We start from the raw sequence: 22,730 nt of genomic DNA, 5'->3' as shown, positions 1-22,730 counted from the left end.
CAAGGAACGGACGCTTCCTTTGTACTCACCCTCTCGGGCTTTCCTCCGGGCGCTTCCCTTCGGTCTTGCGTTTCCGACTCTACCAGATCTTCCCGATCCGATTTCCTCGGTGCTTTCCAGGTTCCCGCTCTCGCGTTTCCCTTTCCGGCGCTCCCAACATTATCAGAAGTTTTCGGCCGGTCTGACCGGCCGTTCGTTTCCGACTTAATGGGAAGGGGGCTTCTTTGAAATCAACGTTTCTTGAAGCCAGACAGATTTGTCACTGTCGCCGAACCCGATGGATGCCGGGCTCCAGACAACTGTTTGAATCTACCTCCCCGTCGGCTCCGTGTCAACGGCTCCTGTGGGGCGAAGGAGACAGTAGCAGCTCAGCGAGGGCCGACGCACATCAGGCGGCCGTCGGCACCGTGGCGCTGCGCTCGGCTGCCTCGACGTCGCCGGTGTCGCCGGCGCGGGCCGCACGGGCACCCAGAACGTAGACGTACACGAGGAAGGCCGACTCGGCCGCGATGCCGATACCGATGCGAGCCCAGGTGGGCAGGCCGGAGGGGGTGACGAAGCCTTCGATCGCGCCCGAGATGAAGAGGACGAGCGCGAGACCTATCGCCATGCCTACGGCGGCTCGGCCCTCCTCCGCCAGGGCCGAGCGTCGGGAGCGCGGGCCGGGGTCGATCACCGTCCAGCCGAGGCGCAGGCCTGTGCCGGCCGCGACGAAGACGGCGGTGAGTTCGAGGAGGCCGTGTGGGAGGACGAGGCCGAGGAAGGTGTCAAGGCGGCCGGCCGAGGACATCAGGCCGAAGCCGACGCCGAGGTTGAGCATGTTCTGGAAGAGGATCCAGAGGACCGGTAGGCCCAGGAAGACACCCAGGACCAGGCACATCGCCGCGGCCTGGGCGTTGTTCGTCCAGACCTGGGCGGCGAAGGAGGCCGCGGGGTGGGTCGAGTAGTACGACTCGTACTGGCCACCGGGGCGGGTCAGCTCGCGCAGTTCGGTGGGAGCCGCGATGGATGCCTGTACTTCCGGGTGAGTGCCGATCCACCAGCCCAGGAGGGCCGCTACGACCGTGGACAGAAGCGCCGTAGGTACCCACCAGTGGCGCGACCTGTAGACCGCGGCGGGGAAGCCGTGCGCCAGGAAACGGGTGACGTCGCGCCAGGAGGCGCGACGGGTGCCTGTCACGGCACTACGCGCGCGTGCCACCAGTTGGCTCAGCCTGCCGGTCAGCTGCGGGTCGGGAGCACTGGACTGGATCAGGGAGAGGTGCGTGGCGGTGCGTTGGTAGAGGGCGACGAGTTCGTCGGCCTCGGCGCCCGTGAGACGGCGCTGGCGTCGAAGCAGCGCGTCGAGGCGATCCCACTCGGCCCGGTGGGCGGTGACGAAGACGTCGAGGTCCATCGGTCTGCCTGCTCCTCGGCTGGTCGTCGGCGGTTCGTCGTGAGGTCAGCTTGTCGTACTGCGACGCGATGCGCCCTCAGCTTGGCAGACTGGCCATTCTCGGGGCAGGCCAGGGGAAGGACGGCGGACAGACGTGAGTGATCTGGTGACGGGCGAGGCGGTGGCGCTTGAGTTGCGCCCCGCGAAGTTGCCCAGCAGGGCGTTGGCCGTGCTGATCGATCTGGCCGTGGCTGTGACGGCCTACATCGTGGTGACCATCGCTCTGGTGGCTTCCACCGCTTCCCTGGACGAGGCGGCACAGGTCGCTTTGTCGATCGCGGCGTTCCTTCTCGTACTGGTCGGTGCGCCGATCGCAGTCGAGACGCTCAGCCATGGACGTTCGCTCGGGAAGCTGGCGTGCGGGCTGCGGGTGGTGCGGGACGACGGCGGGCCGATCCGGTTCCGGCATGCGCTGGTGCGGGGAGCGATCGGTGCGGTCGAGATTCTGATGACGTTCGGAGTCGTCGCCTGTATCGCGTCGCTCGTCTCGGAGCGCGGGCGCCGGCTCGGTGACGTGTTCGCGGGAACTCTCGTCGTACGGGAACGGGTGCCGGCCACGCGGACAGGCTTCGTGCCGCCGCCTCCGCCCTGGCTGGCCGGGCGTTTCTCGGCGCTTGATCTTTCGGCGGTCCCGGATGGCCTGTGGCTTGCGATCCGCCAGTATCTGACGCGGATGCAGCAGTTGGATCCGCAGGTCGGTTGGGCCATGGCGGAGCGGCTCGCCGCTGATCTCACGGCTCGTACGGGGGCTCCGGCGCCGCCGGACGTGCCGCCGGCCGCGTACCTGGCGGCGGTCGTGCAGGAGCGGCAGTCTCGGGAGGCTCGGCGGGCATTCGGCGCTAGGGCGGCGGTGGGCGCTGCGCCGGTCGGTGACGGGTACGCGGGTGGCTGGCCCGGCAGTGGTGGTGTGCCGGGCGGGAGTGCGCCGCAGGGAGCTGGTGCGCCGGGTGGGTACGGGCCTCCGGCTGTGCAGCCTGCGGGGGCCTCTGCTCAGCCCGCCGCACAGAGCGCGTGGACCACTCCGGCAGGAGGCGCGGACGCTGTGGTTCCGACGGGTGTTCAAGCGGAGGGCCGGATCGGCGGCAAACCGGAGACTCCGGTGCAGCCGAGTCAGCCTGTGGTGCCGTCGCGCGAGACGACGGCTGCTGATCGTCCCGGCACTGGGTTCGTACCGCCTGCCTGACCCGGTGGGGTGGCTGCGGGGAGTGCCGTATTCGCTCGGCGGGCTCCCGGCCTCCGCACGTGCGGCTCGCGTCGCCGCTCAGGCGAACGCCGACGGCGGGGATTCGAGATCCTCCAGCTCGATTCCGGGTGCCGCGAGCACCACGTCGCCGGCGATGTGAACGGTGTGCTGCTCCCCCGTGTCCAGGGCTGTGACCTGGTATTCGTCCACGGTCAGAGGGCCGTTGTCAGTGGTGTGTGCTTCTCTTTTCAGCAGGGCCCAGGACTGGTCCACGGTGCGCGGTGCGAGGACCGGGTCCGTGAAGGCGACGAGGCGTACCCGGGTTGCTGTGGTGGAGGGGGTGAGGCGGAGGAGACGGGTGGTGGCGACGAGGAATGCGGGGGATGTGCCGGTGAAGGCGTGGGCGGGGACGTTGCCTTCTGTGGCATGGGTTCCGGTGGGGTCCGTGCGGACCCAGGTGACGCCGTCGAGGGCGGCACCGCGGACCTGCCAGCTCGCGGCCTGCAGTTCGAGGCGGATCGGGCGGCCGAGTTCGTCGAGGGTGAGGTCGACGGAGCCACTGTGATCGCCCGAGGGGGCGGTCAGTTGAGAGACGTAGCGCCAGCCGGAGGGGCCAGGGGCGCAGTGGAAGTGCTCTTCTGCGAGGGGGGTGTGATCGTGCGGATCGTGGAGCGAATAGCGGCCGCGGGGCATGGGGGTCCTGGTCCTGGGGCTTGACGGGCTGGTCCGGCCTCATTGGCCAAAGGGGCAGGCCCCCGGCACGGGGGTGCGGGGGCCTGCCTCGGAGGACCTGCTGTTGCGGGAGCGCGTCAGTGCACGGACGTGCTCGTCGCGAGCCGGGGTGCCGGCTCAGTAGCGGTAGTGGTCCGACTTGTACGGGCCCTCGACCTCGACGCCGATGTACGCCGCCTGCTCCGGGCGGAGCGTGGTCAGCTTCACGCCGAGCGCGTCCAGGTGGAGGCGGGCGACCTTCTCGTCGAGGTGCTTGGGCAGCACGTAGACGCCGGTCGGGTACTCGTCGGGCTTGGTGAACAGCTCGATCTGGGCCAGGGTCTGGTCCGCGAAGGAGTTGGACATCACGAAGGACGGGTGGCCGGTGGCGTTGCCCAGGTTCAGCAGGCGGCCCTCGGAGAGGACGATGAGCACCTTGCCGTCGGGGAACTTCCAGGTGTGAACCTGCGGCTTGACCTCGTCCTTGACGATTCCGGGGATCTTGGCGAGGCCGGCCATGTCGATCTCGTTGTCGAAGTGGCCGATGTTGCCGATGATCGCCTGGTGCTTCATCTTGGCCATGTCCGAGGCCATGATGATGTCCTTGTTGCCGGTCGTGGTGATGAAGATGTCGGCCTTGTCGACGACCTCGTCGAGGGTCGTGACCTGGTAGCCGTCCATCGCCGCCTGGAGGGCGCAGATCGGGTCGATCTCGGTGATGATGACGCGGGCGCCCTGTCCGCGCAGGGACTCCGCGCAGCCCTTGCCCACGTCGCCGTAGCCGAAGACGACCGCGGTCTTGCCGCCGATGAGGACGTCGGTGGCGCGGTTGATGCCGTCGATCAGGGAGTGGCGGCAGCCGTACTTGTTGTCGAACTTCGACTTGGTGACGGCGTCGTTGACGTTGATCGCCGGGAACAGGAGGGTGCCGTCGCGCTGCATCTCGTACAGACGGTGGACACCGGTCGTGGTCTCCTCGGTCACGCCGCGGATCTCGGAGGCGACCTGAGTCCACTTCTGCGGACTCTCAGCCACCGTGCGGGTCAGCAGCTGGAGGAACACCCCGTGCTCCTCGGACTCGGCGGTCTCGACGTCCGGGACCTTGCCGTCCTTCTCGTACTCGACGCCCTTGTGGACGAGCATCGTGGCGTCGCCGCCGTCGTCCAGGATCATGTTCGGGCCGCCGGTGGGGGTGTTCGGCCAGGTCAGCGCCTGCTCCGTGCACCACCAGTACTCCTCCAGGGTCTCGCCCTTCCAGGCGAAGACCGGAACGCCCTGCGGGTTGTCGGGCGTGCCGTTCGGACCGACGGCGATGGCGGCGGCCGCGTGGTCCTGGGTGGAGAAGATGTTGCAGGAGGCCCAGCGGACCTCGGCGCCCAGGGCGACCAGGGTCTCGATGAGGACCGCGGTCTGGACGGTCATGTGCAGGGAGCCGGTGACACGAGCGCCGGCCAGGGGCTGCGCCTCGGCGTATTCCTTGCGGATCGACATCAGGCCGGGCATCTCATGCTCGGCGAGGGTGATCTCCTTGCGGCCGAACTCGGCCAGGGAGAGGTCGGCGACCTTGAAGTCCTGTCGGTTGTCGACAGTCGTCATACGAGCTGCTCCTGGAGTTTGGGTCGAGGTGGGTACGGCTGGTCTGCGCGGCGGCGGACACAGGGGTGCCCCGAAGGAGGACACAGGCATGCCCGCGTGCGCGCAGCGCAGTCCGTCGGAGGCCCTCTCTCCCTCGGTCGGTCCGTGGAGGGACCGCCCGACCGCCATCAGCAGCGACGTCTGGCTCCCACCCAAGCTACACCGGTGGGCCCGGCCGTCCCCAGTCCGCCTCCGAACACATCGCGCCGAACACGAGGTGTCGTCGGGATCGGTGGTGCGCGGCCGTACGGCGATAACAGGACACCTACGAACGGGAGGACGTCGTGCAACAGACCTGGAGGATAGGGGACTTTCGGGCCTTTGAGCCTGGGTGCGGGTGTTGGAGGATGCGGGGAGATCGGAACCTCTGATCGATCCCGCGGGGCGTCCGGGACGGCGTTCCGTGTGACAAAGGCGTTAGGAGATCGACGTGACCAGTCCGGCCGGCCCTCCCCCCACGGGCAGCGGCGATGGCGAGCGCAGGCAGTTGAAGCTGCTCGCGGTGACCGCGTGTCCGACCGGCATCGCACACACGTACATGGCGGCGGAGAGACTCGCGCAGGCCGCCGAGAGCCGCGGTATCGACATGAAGGTGGAGACGCAAGGGTCTATCGGGGCCGAAAACGTACTAGGTGACAACGATGTCAGAACTGCGGACGGTGTCATCGTCGCCGCGGACAAGGACGTGGACCTGAGCCGTTTCGTGGGCAAGCGGGTCCTCACCGTCGGGGTGGCGGAGGGCATTCACCACCCCGAGCGGCTGATCGAGCGGGTGCGGTCGGCGCCGGTGCACACCGAGGGTGGCTCGATCAAGCCTGCCTCCGAGAGCGGCGGCAAGGAGCGGAGCGTCGGGTACAAGGCGCTGATGAACGGAGTCAGTTACATGATTCCGTTCGTGGTGGTCGGCGGGTTGCTGATCGCCGTCTCGCTGTCGCTCGGCGGGCACACCGATCCCTCCGGGGGTCTCGTCATCCCGAAGGACTCCTTCTGGATGGACGTGAACAACATCGGCGTCATCGGCTTCACGCTGATGGTGCCGATCCTGTCCGGATACATCGCCTACGCCATCGGGGACCGGCCCGCGCTCGTGCCGGGCATGATCGGTGGCTGGATCGCCAACACCGGGTCGCTGTACGACTCGAAGGCGGGCGCCGGCTTCATCGGGGCGATCGTGACCGGGTTTCTCGCCGGGTATCTGGTGCTGTGGATCAAGAAGGTCAGGGTCCCGAAGTTCGTGCAGCCGATCATGCCGATCATCGTGATACCGATCGTGGCGACCACGGCGCTCGGGCTGTTCTTCATCTACGTCATCGGGGAGCCGATCTCCTGGGTCTTCGAGCATCTGACCGACTGGCTCAGCGGGATGACGGGCACGAGCGCGATCCTGTTGGGCGCGATTCTCGGGCTCATGATCGCCTTCGACATGGGCGGGCCGGTCAACAAGACGGCGTTCCTCTTCGGCGCCGGGCTCATCGCGACCGGCAACCAGACGGTCATGGGCATGTGCGCGGCCGCGATCCCGGTGATGCCGCTGGGGCAGGGCCTGGCCACGCTGATACGGAAGCGGCTGTACACCGAGCAGGAGCGGGAGACGGGGCTCGCCTCGCTGTTCATGGGCTGCTTCGGCATCTCCGAGGGCGCGATCCCGTTCGCGGCGGCGCGGCCCGCGCAGGTCATCCCGGCGAACATGCTGGGCGGCGCGGTGGCAGGTGCGATCGCCGGGCAGGCCGGGGTCGAGGACGCGGTGCCGCACGGCGGGCCGATCGTGGCGGTGCTGGGCGCGGTGAGCGGGGTGCCGATGTTCTTCGTGGCCGTGGTGATCGGCACGGTGGTAACGGCGTTGACGACGGTCGCGCTGGTCGACATCAGTGAGCGGAAGCGGCGGGGGGTGTCCGTCGTCGGCGGGGGCCCGGTGGGAGCCGAGCCCGCGTTGGTCGGGGTGGGCGCGGGGGCCGTCGTAGCGCGGCAGGCCGCTGTCGGGGGTGCGGCGGCGGGCGCGAGCGCATCTGCCACAGAGACGGCGTCGGGTGAAGCCGACGGCCGTGACGCGGTCCTCTCCGGTTACCTCACCGAGCGGACCGTGAAGGTCTCGCTCGACGCGCGTGACAAGGAGGCCGCCATCCGGGAGATGGCGGGGCTGCTCGCGCGCAGCGGCAAGGTGGCGGACGGGGACGAGCTCGTGCGGACGGCGTTGCGGCGCGAGGAGCAGGGCACGACCGGGCTGGGCGAGGAGATCGCGATTCCGCATGCCAAGACGGACGCGGTGACCGCACCCGTGGTCGGGTTCGCGCGGTCCGTCGAGGGGGTCGAGTGGGGCTCGCTGGACGGGACGAAGGCCAAGCTCGTCTTCATGATCGCCGTACCGGAGGCGGCCGCGGGTGACGAGCATCTGCGGATTCTGGCGCTGCTGTCGCGGAAGTTGACGGACGCCGGGTTCCGGGAGCGGCTGACGACCGCCGCGGACGAGGCCGCGGTGCTCGGCGTACTCGGCGAGATCCGGTAGGCGCACAACGGGGTCCACCGAGCGACTCGGTGGACCCCGTTGCCGTACGACACAGGCGGACTGGACGGACGTACGAGAAATCAGTGGCCGGCGTCGTGCGGTGTCGGGCCGCCCGGGGTGGCCTCGGGGTCGGCGCCCTTGGCGGCCTCGGTCTCGCTGTAGATGTCCGGTTCGAGGTAGATGACGCAGGCGAGGGGGACCGCCTCGCGGATGCGGGACTCGGCGGCGTTGATGGCGGTGGCGATCTTGGTGGCCGTGTCGTCGTGCTGTACGGCGATCTTGGCGGCGACCAGGAGTTCCTCGGGGCCGAGGTGGAGCGTGCGCATGTGGATGATGGCGGTGACGGTGTCGCCGTCGACGATCGCGGCCTCGATCTTCCGGACCTCCTCGATGCCCGCGGACTCACCGAGCAGCAGGGACTTGGTCTCGGCGGCCAGGACGAGTGCGATGAGGATGAGCAGGATGCCGATGCAGAGGGTGCCGATGCCGTCCCAGACGCCGTCGCCGGTCGCCAGGGCGATGCTGACGCCGACCAGCGCCAGGATCAGGCCGACCAGGGCGCCCAGGTCCTCCAGGAGCACGACGGGCAGCTCGGGGGCCTTGGCGTGGCGGACGAAGTCCTTCCACGACCGCTGGCCGCGCAGGGGGTTGGACTCCTTGATGGCCGTCCGGAAGGAGAACGTCTCCGCGATGATCGCGAACACCAGGACGCCCACCGGCCAGTACCAGTGGTCGATCTCGTGGGGGTGCTTGATCTTCTCGTAGCCCTCGTAGATCGCGAACATGCCGCCGACCGAGAAGAGGACGATCGAGACGAGGAAGGCGTAGATGTACCGCTCGCGGCCGTAGCCGAAGGGGTGTTGCGGGGTGGCCTCGCGCTGGGCCTTCTTGCCGCCGACGAGCAGCAGGGCCTGGTTGCCGGAGTCCGCGAGTGAGTGCACGGACTCGGCGAGCATCGATGACGATCCACTGAAGATGAACGCCACGAACTTCGCTACCGCGATCGCGAGGTTGGCGACGAGTGCCGCCACGATCGCCTTGGTGCCGCCTGACGCGCTCATGTGTTCGCGTTGTCCCTTCGTACGCCGTCCCGGGCTTTGCCCGTCCTTTGCGGTGCGCCATTGTTGCAGCCCGGCAGGGCTCCAGCGTGCCAGGGCACCAAGTGGTCGCTTCAGACGACGACGGTCGCCCGGAAGACCGTGCCGTTCCCGGACACTTCGGTTTGTTCCCCGGCGGGGACGAAGACCGACTGACCGGGGGTCAGTTCATGCTCGCCCGCCTGGACCGTGCCTGCCGCGCAGAGCAGGATCTGCGGGGTAGCACGGGTGAGGTCGTGGGTGGCGGCGCCCTCCGGGAGGACGTACCGGGAGAGCCGGAACTCGTCGATCGGGGTCTCGTAGACCTCTTCGCCGTCGGGGGACGCCTCCGGGCGCAGCACGCCCGGGTCGCCGGCCTCGAAGCGGACGATGCGCAGGAGTTCGGGGACGTCGACGTGCTTGGGGGTCAGTCCGCAGCGCAGGACGTTGTCGGAGTTGGCCATGATCTCGACGCCGAGGCCGCTCAGGTAGGCGTGCGGGATGCCGGCGCCGAGGAACAGGGCCTCGCCGGGCTGGAGTCGGACGTGGTTGAGGAGCATCGCGGCGATGACTCCGGGGTCGCCCGGGTAGTGGTGGGCGATGTCGGCGTAGGGCGCGAAGTCGCCGCCGAGGCGGGTGCAGGCGGCCGCGGCCTCGTGGACCGTGCGGGCCATTTCCTCGCGGTCGGCGGTGAGGATCGCGGTGAGGACCTCGCGCAGGGCGGCCTCCTCCGGCTGGGCGTGCAGGAGGTCGACGTACGGCTTGAGGGAGTCGACGCCGAGGCCGTCGAGGAGGTCGGCGGCCTCGGCCGGGGTGCGGAAGCCGCACAGGCCGTCGAACTCGGTGAGGGCGCAGAGGAGTTCGGGCTTGTGGTTGGCGTCCTTGTAGTTGCGGTGGCCGGCGTCCACGGGGATGCCGCGGCGCTCCTCGTCCTCGTACCCCTCCTTGGCCTGGGCGAGGTTGGGGTGCACCTGGAGGGAGAGCGGGGCGCCGGCGGCGAGGATCTTGAGGAGGAAGGGCAGGCGGGGGCCGAACTTGGCCACGGCCTGCTCGCCCAGTTCGCGCTCGGGGGCGGCCTCGATGACGTCGACGAGCGTGCCGCGGGCGGTGCGCGAGGGGGCGCCCGGGTGGGCGCCCATCCACATCTCCGCCTGCGGTTCGCCGGTCGGGTCGGTGCCGAGCAGCTTCGGGATCGCTGTGGTGGAACCCCAGGCGTAGGGGCGGACGGTGTTGTCGAGGCGGTCCATGCTGTGTCTCTGTCTCCGTACGTACGCTGCTCGGCGGGCGCTGGTCACAAGGCGCGGGACCAGATCAGGCTCTCGAAGCGAGCGCCAGGTAAACGGCGGCGAAATCGGTGACGGCGATCAGTTCCGCGAGGGTCTCCAGTTCGTCGCCGGACTCCGGCTCCAGTTCGCTGATCGGCGTGTCGTGGCTGAGGGCCAGGTCACGGGCGGCGGGGGCGGCGGTGAGGCCGCCGATCGGGCGGTCGCGGAGGAGCACCACGCGCGCGTGCAGGGCGGGCGGCTCCTCGACGCGGTCGCGGAAGAAGTCGTTCGGGTCGGCGCTCGCGGCGAGCGGGCCCGCGAGCAGGGCGCTGTGCGCGGCGAGTGCCTCGGGCAGTTCGGCGACGACGGCCGGGGCGCCGGACAGCTCGGCGAGCGCGGCGGCGAACCGACGGCCGGCGGGGCCCGCGGAGGTGCCCTCGGTCCAGATGACCGGGAGGGCGTCGGCGAGCTCGGCGGCCAGGGTCTTGGCCGGGTTGCTGTAGGTCGCGATGGCGGGCCCGCAGCGCTCGGCGATCCGGTCGAGGCGGTCGGCGACCTTCTCCAGGGCGTCGGGCGGGGCGGCGAGCAGGCCGGTGCGGTCCAGGAGCGCGAGGAGCGGGGTGAGCAGCGCCCACAGCACGCCGGGGGCGGAGGCGGCGAGGGGTTCGTCCTGGTCGTACGGGGCGGTCGCCATCGGTACGAAGAGGCCGTGGGCGCCGTCGACCGCCTCGGCGAGCGGGGAGCGGGGCGGGGCCACGGCGACGACGCTGCAGCCGCGGCGGTAGGCCTGTTCGGCGAGCAGGGACAGGCCCGGCTCGCTGCCGTCGGGGGTCGCGATCAGCAGCAGGTCCACGGAGCCGGCCCAGCCAGGCAGCTCCCAGCGCATGGCGCCCGCGGCGGGCGCGACGCCGGAGGGGGCCAGGCGGGTGACGGGGCTGCCGGCTCCGGCGAGCGTGCCGAGGAGGTCGGCGGCGTGGGTGGCGGCGGCGCCGGGGCCCGCGATGAGGACGGCGCGGGGGCGGCCGTCGGGTTTGAGGTCGCCCACGCCGGCCTCGGCGGCGTGGCGGGCGGCGGTGCGGACGCGGGCGCCTGCTTCGGCGGCGCCGCGGAGCAGGCCGCGGTGGTCGGCCTCCGAGAGTGCCTCGGGGGTGTCGAGCAGCGATTCGTCGAGCATGGGCGGGCAGCCTCCGGTCGCCGGGTCGTCGGGTTCGCGGGTCTCCGGGTCGCCAGGTCGTCGCTTACGCGGGGCGGCGGGCCTCGTCGACGAGGAGGACGGGGATGCCGTCGCGGACGGGGTACGCCAGGCCGCAGTCCTGGCCGGTGCAGATCAGCTCGGTGTCCTGCTCCTTGAGGGGGGCGTGGCAGGCCGGGCAGGCGAGGATCTCCAGGAGGCCGGCTTCGAGCGGCATGGGGTGTGTCCCTTCGGGGATGCGCTGGTACGTGTGCCTGTGCGGATGTGCCTGGTCAGGTTACCGCCGGGAGGGGTGGGGTGGCGGGGTTGGGCCGGGCCGGGGTGCGGCTGTGCGGGCCATAGCTGCACCCCGGCCGAAGCTCAGCCCCGGATGATCCCCAGTACCTCGTCCCGCACCTTCGCCATCACGGCCTCTTCCCTCGCCTCCGCGTTCAGGCGCAGCAGCGGCTCCGTGTTGGAGGGGCGGACGTTGAACCACCAGTCGGCGGCGGTGATGGTGAGGCCGTCCAGTTCGTCCAGGGTGACGCCGTCCTGGCCCTCGTACGCGGCCCTGACGGCGGCCAGGCGGGCGGTCTGGTCGTCGACCGTGGAGTTGATCTCGCCGGAGTCGGCGTAGCGGTCGTACTGGGCGACGAGGGCGGAGAGGGTGCCGTCCTGGCCGCCGAGGGCGGCGAGGACGTGCAGGGCGGCGAGCATGCCCGTGTCGGCGTTCCAGAAGTCCGCGAAGTAGTAGTGCGCGGAGTGTTCGCCGCCGAATATCGCGCCGGTCCTGGCCATCTCGGCCTTGATGAAGGAGTGGCCCACGCGTGTGCGTACCGGTGTGCCGCCGTTCTCCTTGACGACCTCCGGCACCGACCAGGAGGTGATCAGGTTGTGGATGACCGTGCCCTTGCCGCCGTGCTTGGCGAGTTCGCGGGAGGCCACCAGGGCCGTGATCGCGGAAGGGGAGACCGGGTCGCCGTTCTCGTCGACGACGAAGCAGCGGTCGGCGTCGCCGTCGAAGGCGATGCCGAGGTCGGCGCTCTCCTCGCGGACGCGCTGTTGGAGGTCCACGAGGTTGGCCGGGTCCAGGGGGTTGGCCTCGTGGTTGGGGAAGGTGCCGTCCAGCTCGAAGTACATGGGCACGAGGTCCAGGGGCAGGCCCTCGAAGACCGTCGGGACGGTGTGGCCTCCCATGCCGTTGCCCGCGTCGACGATGACCTTCAGGGGGCGGACAGAAGTCAGGTCGACGAGGGCGCGGAGGTAGGCCGCGTAGTCCCCCAGGGTGTCCCGCCGCGTGATCGTTCCCGTCGTCGCGGCCGGTTCGGGGCCGCCCGTCTCGCTCCACTCCTCGACCAGTGCGCGGACCTCGGCGAGGCCGGTGTCCTGGCCGACCGGGGCGGCGCCGGCGCGGCACATCTTGATGCCGTTGTACTGGGCCGGGTTGTGCGAGGCGGTGAACATCGCGCCCGGCAGGTTCAGCGAGCCCGATGCGTAGTACAGCTGGTCGGTCGAGCACAGGCCGATCTCGGTGACGTCCACACCGCGGGCCGCGGCTCCGCGCGCGAAGGCGGCCGACAGCCCGGGCGACGAGGGCCGCATGTCGTGTCCGGTCACGATCGCGCTCGCGCCGGTCACCTGGACGAACGCGGCCCCGAAGAGCTCGGCGAGCGGCTCGTCCCACTGGTCCGGAACGACACCGCGCACGTCGTACGCCTTCACGAGCTGGGAGAGATCAGCGGCCACGGCCACCCCTTCTGAAAGTCCTCTGGTCACCACAAACTACCCGCAACCACTGACAGTGGACGGTGCGGTACCTGAGTGACTCCCAGCCGTAACCTCAGGTCAGAAGCGGAATGATGCCGTCAGGGCAGCATCCAGCCCAGCACCGGCGAACTCTGCCCGACCACGATCAGACACATCACCAGCAGCAGCCCGATGCTCCAGGGCAGGACCTTGCGCAGCAGGTCCCCCTCGCGGCCGGCGAGGCCCACGGCCGCGCAGGCGATGGTGAGGTTCTGCGGCGAGATCATCTTGCCGAGGACGCCGCCCGAACTGTTGGCGGCTGCCAGGAGTTCGGGCGACAGGCCGGACTCGCGGGCCGCGGTCACCTGCAGCGCTCCGAAGAGCGCGTTGGCCGAGGTGTCCGAGCCGGAGACGGCCACGCCGAACCAGCCGAGGACCGGGGAGAGGAAGGCCAGCCCCGCGCCGGCCGCCGCCACGAAGTGGCCGATGGTGGCGGCCTGTCCGGAGAGGTTCATGACGTAGGCGAGGGCCAGGACGGACGTCACGGTGAGGATCGCGAACCTCAACTCGTACACCGTGGCGGCCCATTCTCTGGCCGCCACGCGCGCGTGCACACCGAGAACGACCGCCGTGAGGAGGCCCGCGAGCAGCACGAGCGTGCCGCCCGTGGACACGATGGGCCACATGAAGACGTTCGCGCCGACCGGGTCGCCGTCCGCGTTCACGACGTTCAGGAAGGGCCAGTCGTACGTCTGTGTCGCCTTGGCCAGCCAGTCCTTGATCGCCGGGATCTGGGCGACGGAGAAGATCACGACGATCAGCCCGTACGGGGCGTAGGCGCGCAGGACTTCGCGGTGCGGGTCGTCCTCGTCCAGGTCCTCGCTGCGTGCGCCGGTGAGCACGGCCGCGCGTACGGGCTCGGCGGCGGGCCTGCGCGCGTGCGGTACGGCGACCAGGGCGCCCGCGCCGGCCAAGGCGGCGCCGATGTCGGCGAGTTGCGCGGAGACGTAGTTGGAGGCGGCGAACTGGGCTATGGCGAAGGCGATTCCGCACACCAGGGCGGGCACCCAGGTCTCGCGCAGCCCGCGCCGCCCGTCCACCAGCCAGACCAGCACCAGCGGCACGACGAGGGCCAGCAGCGGCGTCTGACGGCCCACCACGGACGCCACGGTGTCCAGGGGCAGCTCGGTGACCTGGGCGAGGGTCACGACCGGTGTGCCCATCGCGCCGAAGGCGACCGGCGCGGTGTTGGCGACCAGGGCGACGACAGCGGCGCGCACCGGGTCGAAGCCGAGCGCCACGAGCATGACCGAGCAGATGGCGACGGGCGCGCCGAAGCCGGCGAGGGCCTCCAGGAGGGCGCCGAAGCAGAAGGCGACCACGAGGGCCTGGATGCGCGGGTCGTCCGACAGCCGTCCGAAGGAGCGGCGCAGGATGTCGAAGTGCCGGGTGCGGACCGTCATCCGGTACACCCAGAGGGCGTTGACGACGATCCACAGGATGGGGAAGAGGCCGAAGACCGCTCCCTGGGCGGCGCTGGAGACCGTCTGGCCCAGCGGCATGCCGTACGCGAGCCAGGCGACCAGAGCGGCCGCCAGGAGGCCGGTGAGGCCCGCCAGGTGCGCCTTCATACGGACGCCGCCGAGCAGGACCAGGACGATCACCAGGGGTAGGGCGGCCACCAGGGCGGACAGGCCGAGTGAGCCGGCGACGGGTTCCAGTTCCTGGACGTACACGGGAGCCCTCGATTCCGTCATGCGGAAAGCGATTTCTCGTTTCGACGTAACTGGAATGGTCGTGTCCGCAACAACCGCCCGTCAATGGGCGTGCATCACTCGGGGAAACGCGCGTTCACGAGAAGGCGGAACGTGCCTGCCCAAGGAGGGGGCGGAGAAGGTCAGTTGTCCGGGGAGCGCAGGACCCGGAGATGGCCGCGGCGCGCGACCTCCATCGGGTCCGCCCCTCGCCCGCCGCCACCGGCCCCGGCCGCCCGCTCCTGCGGACGGGCCGCCTCACGCACGGCGTTGGCAAGCGCTTCCAGGTCGTCGCCGCTCGGCCGGGCCGGAGCCGAGCCGTCGACGAGGCGGACGACCTCCCAGCCGCGCGGGGCGGTGAGGCGCTCGGAGTGCTCGGCGCACAGGTCGTAGCAGTGGGGTTCGGCGTAGGTGGCGAGCGGGCCGAGGACCGCAGTCGAGTCGGCGTAGACGTACGTCAGCGTCGCGACGGCGGGACGGCCGCAAGCGGTGCGCGAACAGCGACGTACAGGGCTCACGACGTTGGACGGTACCGCACTCTTGAGCGGGCCGCGACGACTCCCCCCGAGGTCACTCCACCGTGTCGTGGTGTGAAACGCCCCACATGCCCCTTCAGCCCCACCTCGCTGACCTGCGACGACAGACGCGTCCGAAAGGCCGGACGGTTCTGGAAGCGGTCACCACCCGGCACAAACCATGTCAATTGCCTTGAGATCGACGGTCTTGGAGGGATACGGAATCGAGCCCAACCTTGGCTGGAATGGTCAACTGCCGACATGCCGCCCGGGATGCACGGAAGCGGTCCGCGCCGCCGCGTGGGCGTCGGGCACCCGGGCCCGGCGGGGACTACGCTTCACCAGTGATGGACAACCCCGTACCGCCTCGTGCCGCCGGACCCGGGCCCCGCCGTCGTGATCGCCACGGTCGGGGCATGCGCGGGCCGATCGCGCCTCCGCAGGTGCCGCTCGCGGCGAGCCGTGCCGAGGCGTTCGCGGACCTGGTGCAGGACTCCGTGGAGCGTCTGGAGCGGCGGTGGCCGCAGCTGGCCGACATCGATTTCCTGGTGCTCGAGGTACCGCGGCTGGAAGCTCCCGGGGAGGTCTGGAACGACGAGGCCGTTCCTCTGGGCGGCACGATTCCCTCCCGGGACGGCCGGCCTGCCCGGGTGATCGTGTACCGGCGCCCGGTGGAGATTCGCACGAAAGCGCGGGACGAGCGGGCCGCCCTCGTGCACGAGATCGTGGTCGAGCAGGTCGCCGAGCTGCTGGGGCTGACTCCCGAGACGGTGGATCCGCGGTACGGCGAGGACTGAACCTCCCGCTGATCCGCATGCGCACTGCTCGGCATGCGCACTGCTCCGCATCGCGCTGACCGCCCCCGCTTCCGCGGCCCGCCCTACTTCTGCAGCACCGACAGGTCCTGGTCCGCCTCCGGTACCGCCACCGTTCCCCGGTCGTCAGGGAGTGTCTGGATGGTGAAGCCCGGCACGCCGTCCTCCGTGGCCGCCAGCATCCGCGCCGCGTAGACCGGGCCGCCGGAGACCGGCTCGACCGTCAGGGCGTACGTGCCCTTCCCGCCGCTCGGGGTCGGTGCCTCGACGTTCTCGGTGGTGCCCGCCTTGATCGTGTACGTCTTCGTGACGGCCGTACCGCCGTCGCTGCCCGCCGACGCGGTGACCTTGACCTCCGCCGCCCGGCCGGGTGCGACCAGTGAGAGGGTCGTGCCCTTGGCGCTGTTGTCGGCGGACGTCGCACGCGTGCCGACCGGTCGGGTGGCGGGGATGAACGCCGTCTCCTGCTTCGACCCCTTGCCGCGTACGACCCGCAGCGCGGCGACCACCGGCACGGACTGGTCGGTGGGGGTCAGGATCAGGGAGCCGGCCTCGCCGCGGGTGAGGTCGCCGAGGTCGACCGCGGTGGTCATGCCCGCCTTGACGTGCAGCGTCTCGTTGCCGGCCGGAGTGATCTGACCCGTCGGCGAGGAGAGCGCCACCTTCAGGTCCGCGTCGGAGTCGCCGGGGGTGAAGGCGACCAGGCGCACCGCGGTGGCGTCCTTGGGGATGCCCGGCAGGACGAGGCTGCCCGTCGGGTCGGTGGACGCGGCCAGCCAGTCGCCGCCGAGCTTGTCGTCCAGCGCCTGTACCGCGGCGCCCACGCGTCCGCTGCGGACGTTCACATGGACGGTGAGGTTCTCCTGCTTCTCGTCCGTGAGCGTGGACAGCAGGACCGGCTCGCTGGAGTGCGGCTGGATGGTGATGCCCTCCCCCACCGTGGACTCCAGGGCCCCGTCCTTGCCGTAGAGCTCGATGTCGACGACGGCCGCGGAGTCGTCGGGGTTGGTCAGGTGCACGTAGTCGGTGCGGTCGGCGGCCGTGCTGGCGCCCGGGAACCAGAACTCCGTGTCCGGTGCGGTGCAGTTGACGCCCTGGAGACCACGGCCGGTGCCCGCGGCGACCTCGGTGGTCTCCTGGACGGCCCAGCCGGGCGCGAACTTGCCCTCGGCGGTGCCGACGAGTGCGGGAGAGTCGCCGCCGGAGGTGTCCCCGGTGACCGGGGTGCCGGGCTCCTTCGGCGTCAGGACCGGCTTGTCGGCCTTCTTCTTCCCCTCGCCCTCCGCCGACTGCTCCGTGGCGGACCGGAGTTCGGCCTTGCCGTCGCTCCCCGTGCCCTTGGTGACGGGCGTGTACGAGGTGTACGTCGTGTCCGCGAGGTCGGAGATGCTGGGTGACGGGCACAGCAGGCTGGTGCGCTCCACGGGCAGTACGGCGGCCGCCCGGGCGGTGTCCGTGCCGGCGGCGTCCGGTGTGGTGAGCACGGCGAAGCCGGTGACGGCGGCGAGCGCGGTGGTGCCGGCGATCAGGGACAGGGTGGTGCGGTTCACTGCTGACTCCCGTCGGGGCGCTCACTGCCGTTGCCGTGCGGGTGCGGCGCGTTCGGGTCGTACGCCGGGTCGTAGCCCTGGTCGTCGTAGCCCTGCTGGTCGTACGGCCGGCCGTAACCCTGGTCGTACGGGGCCTGCTGGGACTGGCCGCCGTACGCGTACGGGTCGTACTGGCCGCCCTGGTACGGGTCCGCCTGGTAGGGCTGCTGCTGGTCGTAGCCCTGCGGGTACTGCTGCTGGGCTCCCTGGTACTGCTCGCCGTAGCCGCCGCCGTACTCGGCGCCCGCGTAATTCGGGGTGTCCCACTCTCCGTAGGACTGCTGCTGCGGGACGCCGGCGGGGACCCCCGGAGGAGGAGGCGGGAACTCGCCGGACTGGCCGCCCTCTTCGGCCTCGGCCTCGGCCTGGGCGCGCAGGCGGCGGGCTCGGCGGCCCTCGCCGGCGACGGCCTGGGCGGGGACGGCCGGCTCCTCGGGGAGGTCGTCGTCGACGTCGCGGCGGCGGCCGGGCAGGGCCAGCACGACCAGGACGACGGCGAGGGCGCCCTGGGTCCACAGCCAGGCGGTGTGGGTGATCGGGGCGTCGAAGGTGACGTCCAGCTTCCCGCCGGAGGCGGGGAGTTGGAAGCCCTGGGCCCAGCCGTCGAGCGTGGTGCGGGTGAGCGGCTTGCCGTCCAGGGTGGCCGTCCAGCCTTCGGCGGCGGTGTCGGCGAGACGCAGGACGCGGCCTTCGGCGCCGGACGGGATCGTGGTGTGGATCTCGACGGGGCCGGCGGCGACGGGCTGCGGAGTGCCCGACTTGGGAACGATGGTGGCGCGCGCGACCTCCTGGTCGACCCGCCACAGCCCGCTGCCGTCCTGCTGGCTGAGCCGGGACAGGCCGGGGGTGGCGTCCAGGACGGGGGTGACCTCGCGGGGCGCGCCCTTGTGGACGAGGACGTAGCGCACGGCGAACTTGCCGAGCTGGTCGGCCTGGTCGGCGCCGGAGCCGGCCACGAGGTTGGCGACGATCTTGTCGAGGCTGCTGTTCTCGCCGTCGGCCGCGGTCAGTTCGGCGTCGCCGAGACGGGCGCCGGAGCCGCGCACCAGCATGTAGCCGACGTGGGCGGCGGAGTCGCTGTCGAGGACGAGGGTGCGGGCCTGGTCGCGGGTGCCGCTCTCCTCGGCGACGAACGCGGGCACCTGCACCGGGTCCCGGCGCTCCAGCGGGCCGTCGGCGCCGCCGATCATCCAGCCGGCGGCGACGAGCAGCGGGCCCGCGGCCGAGGCGAAGGCGATCAGCGCGGCGACCGGCTGGCGCCAGCAGAAGCTCTGCTCTGCCACGCGCGCGCGTGCCCCGTCGGCACCGAGGACGGCGGCGGCGAGGAGGGCGAGGCCGTAGACGAGGGTCGCGGGGCCGGCCCAGGTGGAGGCGTTGGACACAACCGCGAAGACGAGGCCCACGAGGGCGGCGGCCCAGGCCGTCCAGATCCCGAACTGCCGCCCGGAGCGCAGCAGGGCGGCCAGCGCGGCCAGGACGATGCCGATGAGCATCAGCCCGCTGACCGTGCCGGGACCACCGGGGCTGATGCCGAGGAGGTCGAGGGCGGAGGCGGCCGAGGCGCCGTACTCCAGGCCGGCTTCCTGGAAGAACCCGAACGGGAGGAGGGACAGCGACCACGGGGCGAGGATCAGCAGGGGCGTGCCGAGCTGGGCCACGAAGCGCAGACCGTAGACGGTGATCTCGGTGCGGCGCACGGCCAGCAGGCCGATGCCGAGGATGAGCGCGATGGGCCACACGATCGGCGTGAACGCCGTGGTGATGGTCAGCAGCAGGGCGTACGCCCAGGTGGCGCGCCAGCTGCCACGCGCGCCCGAGCTGTGCGCCAGGCCGCTGGCCGCGACGCCCGCGCGCGCCATGAGCGGCAGCAGGATGGCCAGGACGGCGGTGCCGATGCGGCCACCGGCGAGGGCGCCGGTGGCGGCGGGCAGGAAGGCGTAGACGACGGCCGCCCACGCGCGCAGGAGGCGCGACTCGACGAGCGGGCGGGAGGCGAAGTAGGCGGCGAAACCGGCCAGCGGCACCGAGCAGACCAGCAGGACCGTGACCGCGAGGCCGGTCGAGCCGAACAGCACGGAGGCGAACATCGCGACGAGCGCGAGGTACGGCGGTGCGGACGGGGTGCCGCCGGCGTCCACCGCGTGCCAGGCGTCGAGATAGCGCGACCACAGCTCGCTCGAGTCGGCCGGGGCGGGCAGCAGGGCGCCGCCCGCGAGCGCGCCGCCGCCGAGGAGGGCGCGGCAGGCGACCAGGGAGACCAGCAGCAGGACCAGGAAGAGCACCGGGCCGGGCTTGCGGGCGATGCGCTTGAGGCGGACGAACTGCTCGACCTCGAGGAAGTCGGCGTCGTCGCCGCCGGGCCCGGACTCGACCGCGCCGCCGTGCCGGCCGGCTCCTGAGGTCGCCTCGGGGTCGGAGCTGCCGAAGAGGCTGCTCGCGGCCTGCTCGACCGTGGCGCGGACGGTCGCGCCCGGCGGCGGGAAGAGCGGCCGCATCTCTTCCTTGTCGACGGCCGGACGGCCGCGCCTGCGGCGCCCGGCGAGGATCCGCTCGGGCCGCAGCAGGGTGCCCAGGAGGCCTCGGATCTCGTCGACGGCCTGTCCGGGGACCTTGCCGACGAGGTAGGCGACGGTCCGCAGGAGGGTGCCGAGGACGAGGCGCACCAGCACCCAGGGCAGCACGGCCGTACGCGTGTTGACGAGCAGGGTGTAGACGGCGCCGGCCTTGTCGACCTTGTGCGGGGAGGCGGTGGTGCGGCCCGCGCAGTCGACGGTGCGGCGCTCGCGGGAGGCCGCCTCCGCGTGCCGTACGACGGCCTCCGGGGCGATCAGGACGCGGTAGCCGGCCGCGTGCGCGCGCCAGCACAGGTCGACGTCGTCGCGCATCAGCGGCAGACGGCGGTCGAAGCCGCCGAGCTGCTCGAAAATGTCGCGCCGGATCAGCATGCCGGCGGTGGACACGGACAGCACCGGCCGGACGTGGTCGTGCTGGCCCTGGTCCTGTTCGCGGCGGTCGATGCCGGTCCAGCGGCGGCCGGAGTGGGCGATGCTGACGCCGACCTCCAGCAGCTGCCGGCGGTCGTACCAGCCGCGGAGCTTGGGGCCCACCACGGCCACGTCGTCCCGGCCCAGTTCGTACTCGGTCTCCACGACCCGCAGCAGCTGGGCCAGGGCGTCGGGTTCGGGGGCGCAGTCGTCGTGCAGCAGCCACAGCCACTGCACCGGCTCTCCGTGCGGGAGCTCCGGCATGTCGTAGGCGTCGTCGCGCCAGCTGCGGGTGACGGGGTCCCAGCCGCTGGGCCGCTTCAGGTACGGCAGCTCGTCCGGAGTGAGGACGGGGGCCGTGCGGCCCGCCTCCTCGACGGCCTGGCCGAAGCCGGTGCGCCGGGCGAGGTGCAGTACGCGGTCGGCGCCGAGGACGTCGGTGACCAGCTGGGCGGAGTCGTCCGCGCTGCCGGTGTCGGCGCCCATGGCGAACTGGACGGGGCGCTCCTGGCCGAGCAGCCCGGCGAGGGCGTCGGGCAGCCAGCGGGCGCCGTCGTGGGAGACGAGGACCGCGGTCACCACATGACGTGGGAACTCGGGCGGGCGGGCCGGGTCAAACACTGCTGTGGCAGCGGTGTCTTGCTGGGCTGCCGTGTGGCTGTGCACGGACATCGAGGTACGGGCCCCGGTTCGGTGGACTGAGGTGGACGCCTGTGCCCCGAGGGGGCAGCGGGGCGTCTCGGACGAGCGCCCACACTATCGGCTGGGCATGGCGACGGCCCGCCGCCTGTGGATAACCCACCTGCGACGGGCCGTTCGTGACGTACGTGACGTATATGTGTGCGGACTCGAGGCATGCCCCCTCGGCTCAGACCGCCGCCTTCTTCAGTCTGCGGCGCTCGCGCTCGGACAGGCCGCCCCAGATGCCGAAGCGTTCGTCGTTGGCGAGGGCGTACTCGAGGCACTCGGAGCGGACCTCACAGGCGAGGCAGACCTTCTTGGCCTCGCGGGTGGAGCCACCCTTCTCGGGGAAGAAGGACTCGGGGTCGGTCTGGGCGCACAGCGCGCGCTCCTGCCAGCCGAGTTCCTCGTCCGCGTCGTCGACCAGCAGTTGCTGCACCGTCTCGGTCATGTGCGCCCCTCGTCTGTCTTTCGCGTCCCCGTGATGTAGCCGTACCGATTTCGGCTGAACGACACGAGTGAAATTACAAGTGTGCTGCTCCGGGCGAGTCAAGCCGAGATCTGCTATTGGGCCCCTTATTCACTCTGCGGAACCAAGGCCTAGCGGAAAGTGTTCAAATCGGCATAAACCTTGACAAGCAGACGGGACCCTTGAGGGACTCCGTTCCCGCACCGCGCCTGGGGCCTGTACGGAGAAGGACGCCCAGGAGTTCGATCTCGTTCCGAGGACCGTGCGCCCGGTTGTGCGCCATGTGTCCCGGTGGGCACATGAACAAACCTTTCACCTGGGAGATGAACCGGATGAGGTGAAACATGTCCCACATACCGGGCGTCGAGTTGACAGTGGAGGTGTGAGCCGCTGTCCTTGTGGGCATGCTCGCGAACTTGGCACTCACCTCGACCCGCTCCGCCGGGTCCCTCGGTGCTGCCCGCGCTCGCTGTAGCTGTTGTTGCTGTCCCGGCTGTTGAGCCAAGCGCGCTCCGGCTGCCTCTGAGTCCACCGCGACTCGGCTGCTTGTTCCCCCCGCCCGGACCAGGGCATCTCTGTCCCCCGCGACCCGGGCGGACGGTACGTGACACCCAGCCATCCCCCACACTCTTCCGCCGAGGAACACCGCACTCCATGAACAGCGACAGCGACCTCCAGATCGCCGGCGACATCCTCGAAGTCCCGCACCTGCTCCAGCCCCCGCGCGAGCACCCGGCCACCGTCGCCGAGTTCGTCGGGCTGGCCCGCTCCATCGCGGCCGACCGCGCCCAGTGGGAGCACCTTGTCCAGTACGACGCGACCACCCGCTGGTACCACCGGCTGCGTACCGGCCCCGGCTACGAGGTCTGGCTGCTGTCCTGGGTGCCCGGACAGGGCAGCGGACCGCACGACCACGGCCGCTCCTCCGGTGTCCTGACCGTGCTCGACGGAACGCTGACCGAGCGGACCGGGCGGGGCACGCGCGCGTTGGAGGCGGGGGCTCAGCGAGTGTTCGCGCCGGGGTATGTGCACGAGGTGGTCAACGACACACTGGAGCCGGCCATAAGCCTGCACGTCTACTACCCGGGCCTGACCCAGATGCCGATGCACGCGCCCCAGTGCTCGGCCCCGGCCACGTACGACGAGGCGGACGTCCTAACCGCCTGACGCGTTGTCGTACCCGCCTGTAAGACTTGCT

General features: G+C 71.0%; 17 protein-coding genes. 4 read left to right on the top strand and 13 right to left on the bottom strand.

Features of this window, described 5'->3' with window-relative positions; genetic code table 11:
- Positions 1-388: 388 nt before the first annotated feature.
- Entirely contained in the window at positions 389-1,396 is a 1,008-nt protein-coding gene (locus tag AC5P09_RS14105; protein ID WP_493874205.1) for a stage II sporulation protein M, read from the bottom strand.
- A 133-nt stretch (positions 1,397-1,529) separates the two neighbouring features.
- On the opposite strand from AC5P09_RS14105, the gene AC5P09_RS14100 reads away from it, so the two are divergent.
- The gene (locus AC5P09_RS14100) at positions 1,530-2,618 is read left to right on the top strand and encodes an RDD family protein (protein ID WP_493874204.1); all 1,089 of its coding nucleotides are present in this window, start codon (positions 1,530-1,532) and stop codon (positions 2,616-2,618) included.
- A gap of 78 nt (positions 2,619-2,696) precedes the next feature.
- Here AC5P09_RS14100 and AC5P09_RS14095 read toward each other — a convergent pair whose 3' ends face one another.
- Positions 2,697-3,311, bottom strand: a complete 615-nt coding sequence (locus tag AC5P09_RS14095; protein WP_493874203.1) for a hypothetical protein — start codon at positions 3,309-3,311, stop codon at positions 2,697-2,699.
- Positions 3,312-3,467: 156 nt separating this feature from the next.
- Positions 3,468-4,925, bottom strand: coding sequence for an adenosylhomocysteinase (gene ahcY / locus AC5P09_RS14090; protein ID WP_493874202.1), 1,458 nt, complete (start codon positions 4,923-4,925; stop codon positions 3,468-3,470).
- A gap of 469 nt (positions 4,926-5,394) precedes the next feature.
- Between ahcY and AC5P09_RS14085 the strand changes: the two genes are divergently transcribed.
- Positions 5,395-7,467, top strand: a complete 2,073-nt coding sequence (locus AC5P09_RS14085) for a fructose-specific PTS transporter subunit EIIC (protein ID WP_493874201.1) — start codon at positions 5,395-5,397, stop codon at positions 7,465-7,467.
- An 80-nt stretch (positions 7,468-7,547) separates the two neighbouring features.
- On the opposite strand, the gene AC5P09_RS14080 is transcribed toward AC5P09_RS14085, so the two are convergent.
- The 7 genes from AC5P09_RS14080 to AC5P09_RS14050 form a co-directional block, all read right to left on the bottom strand.
- The gene (locus AC5P09_RS14080) at positions 7,548-8,528 is read right to left on the bottom strand and encodes a cation diffusion facilitator family transporter (protein ID WP_493874200.1); all 981 of its coding nucleotides are present in this window, start codon (positions 8,526-8,528) and stop codon (positions 7,548-7,550) included.
- A 110-nt stretch (positions 8,529-8,638) separates the two neighbouring features.
- Positions 8,639-9,790, bottom strand: a complete 1,152-nt coding sequence (gene manA, locus AC5P09_RS14075) for a mannose-6-phosphate isomerase, class I (protein ID WP_493874199.1) — start codon at positions 9,788-9,790, stop codon at positions 8,639-8,641.
- Positions 9,791-9,854: 64 nt separating this feature from the next.
- A complete protein-coding gene (locus AC5P09_RS14070) occupies positions 9,855-10,982 on the bottom strand; it encodes an SIS domain-containing protein (protein WP_493874198.1) in 1,128 nt (375 codons plus the stop codon).
- 64 nt (positions 10,983-11,046) lie between these two features.
- The gene (locus AC5P09_RS14065; RefSeq protein WP_007382472.1) at positions 11,047-11,217 is read right to left on the bottom strand and encodes a Trm112 family protein; all 171 of its coding nucleotides are present in this window, start codon (positions 11,215-11,217) and stop codon (positions 11,047-11,049) included.
- 143 nt (positions 11,218-11,360) lie between these two features.
- The gene (locus AC5P09_RS14060) at positions 11,361-12,725 is read right to left on the bottom strand and encodes a phosphomannomutase/phosphoglucomutase (RefSeq protein ID WP_493874197.1); all 1,365 of its coding nucleotides are present in this window, start codon (positions 12,723-12,725) and stop codon (positions 11,361-11,363) included.
- Positions 12,726-12,844: 119 nt separating this feature from the next.
- Positions 12,845-14,461 (bottom strand): L-lactate permease, encoded by a 1,617-nt coding sequence (locus AC5P09_RS14055; RefSeq protein ID WP_493874215.1) that lies wholly within the window; start codon positions 14,459-14,461, stop codon positions 12,845-12,847.
- Positions 14,462-14,622: 161 nt separating this feature from the next.
- Positions 14,623-14,997 (bottom strand): DUF3499 domain-containing protein, encoded by a 375-nt coding sequence (locus AC5P09_RS14050; protein ID WP_266438682.1) that lies wholly within the window; start codon positions 14,995-14,997, stop codon positions 14,623-14,625.
- A gap of 344 nt (positions 14,998-15,341) precedes the next feature.
- On the opposite strand from AC5P09_RS14050, the gene AC5P09_RS14045 reads away from it, so the two are divergent.
- Positions 15,342-15,791 (top strand): metallopeptidase family protein, encoded by a 450-nt coding sequence (locus tag AC5P09_RS14045; protein WP_493874214.1) that lies wholly within the window; start codon positions 15,342-15,344, stop codon positions 15,789-15,791.
- 83 nt (positions 15,792-15,874) lie between these two features.
- Here the strand turns inward: AC5P09_RS14045 and AC5P09_RS14040 are convergent, their stop codons facing one another.
- The 3 genes from AC5P09_RS14040 to AC5P09_RS14030 form a co-directional block, all read right to left on the bottom strand.
- Positions 15,875-17,359, bottom strand: a complete 1,485-nt coding sequence (locus tag AC5P09_RS14040; protein WP_493874196.1) for a DUF5719 family protein — start codon at positions 17,357-17,359, stop codon at positions 15,875-15,877.
- Positions 17,356-21,054: a glycosyltransferase family 2 protein gene (locus AC5P09_RS14035; RefSeq protein ID WP_493874195.1), complete on the bottom strand. Its 3,699-nt coding sequence runs from the start codon at positions 21,052-21,054 to the stop codon at positions 17,356-17,358. The genes AC5P09_RS14040 and AC5P09_RS14035 overlap by 4 nt, the downstream gene beginning before the upstream one ends.
- 196 nt (positions 21,055-21,250) lie before the next feature.
- Entirely contained in the window at positions 21,251-21,514 is a 264-nt protein-coding gene (locus AC5P09_RS14030) for a WhiB family transcriptional regulator (RefSeq protein WP_010034659.1), read from the bottom strand.
- 672 nt (positions 21,515-22,186) lie between these two features.
- On the opposite strand from AC5P09_RS14030, the gene AC5P09_RS14025 reads away from it, so the two are divergent.
- Positions 22,187-22,699 carry a cysteine dioxygenase gene (locus AC5P09_RS14025; RefSeq protein WP_493874194.1) on the top strand — a complete coding sequence of 171 codons (513 nt, stop codon included), beginning with the start codon at positions 22,187-22,189 and terminating at the stop codon, positions 22,697-22,699.
- Positions 22,700-22,730: the final 31 nt, after the last annotated feature.

The organism is Streptomyces sp. a15 (assembly GCF_059026085.1).
Note: the sequence above shows the minus strand (reverse complement) of the source record. Positions and strands in the feature narration are given on the sequence as shown.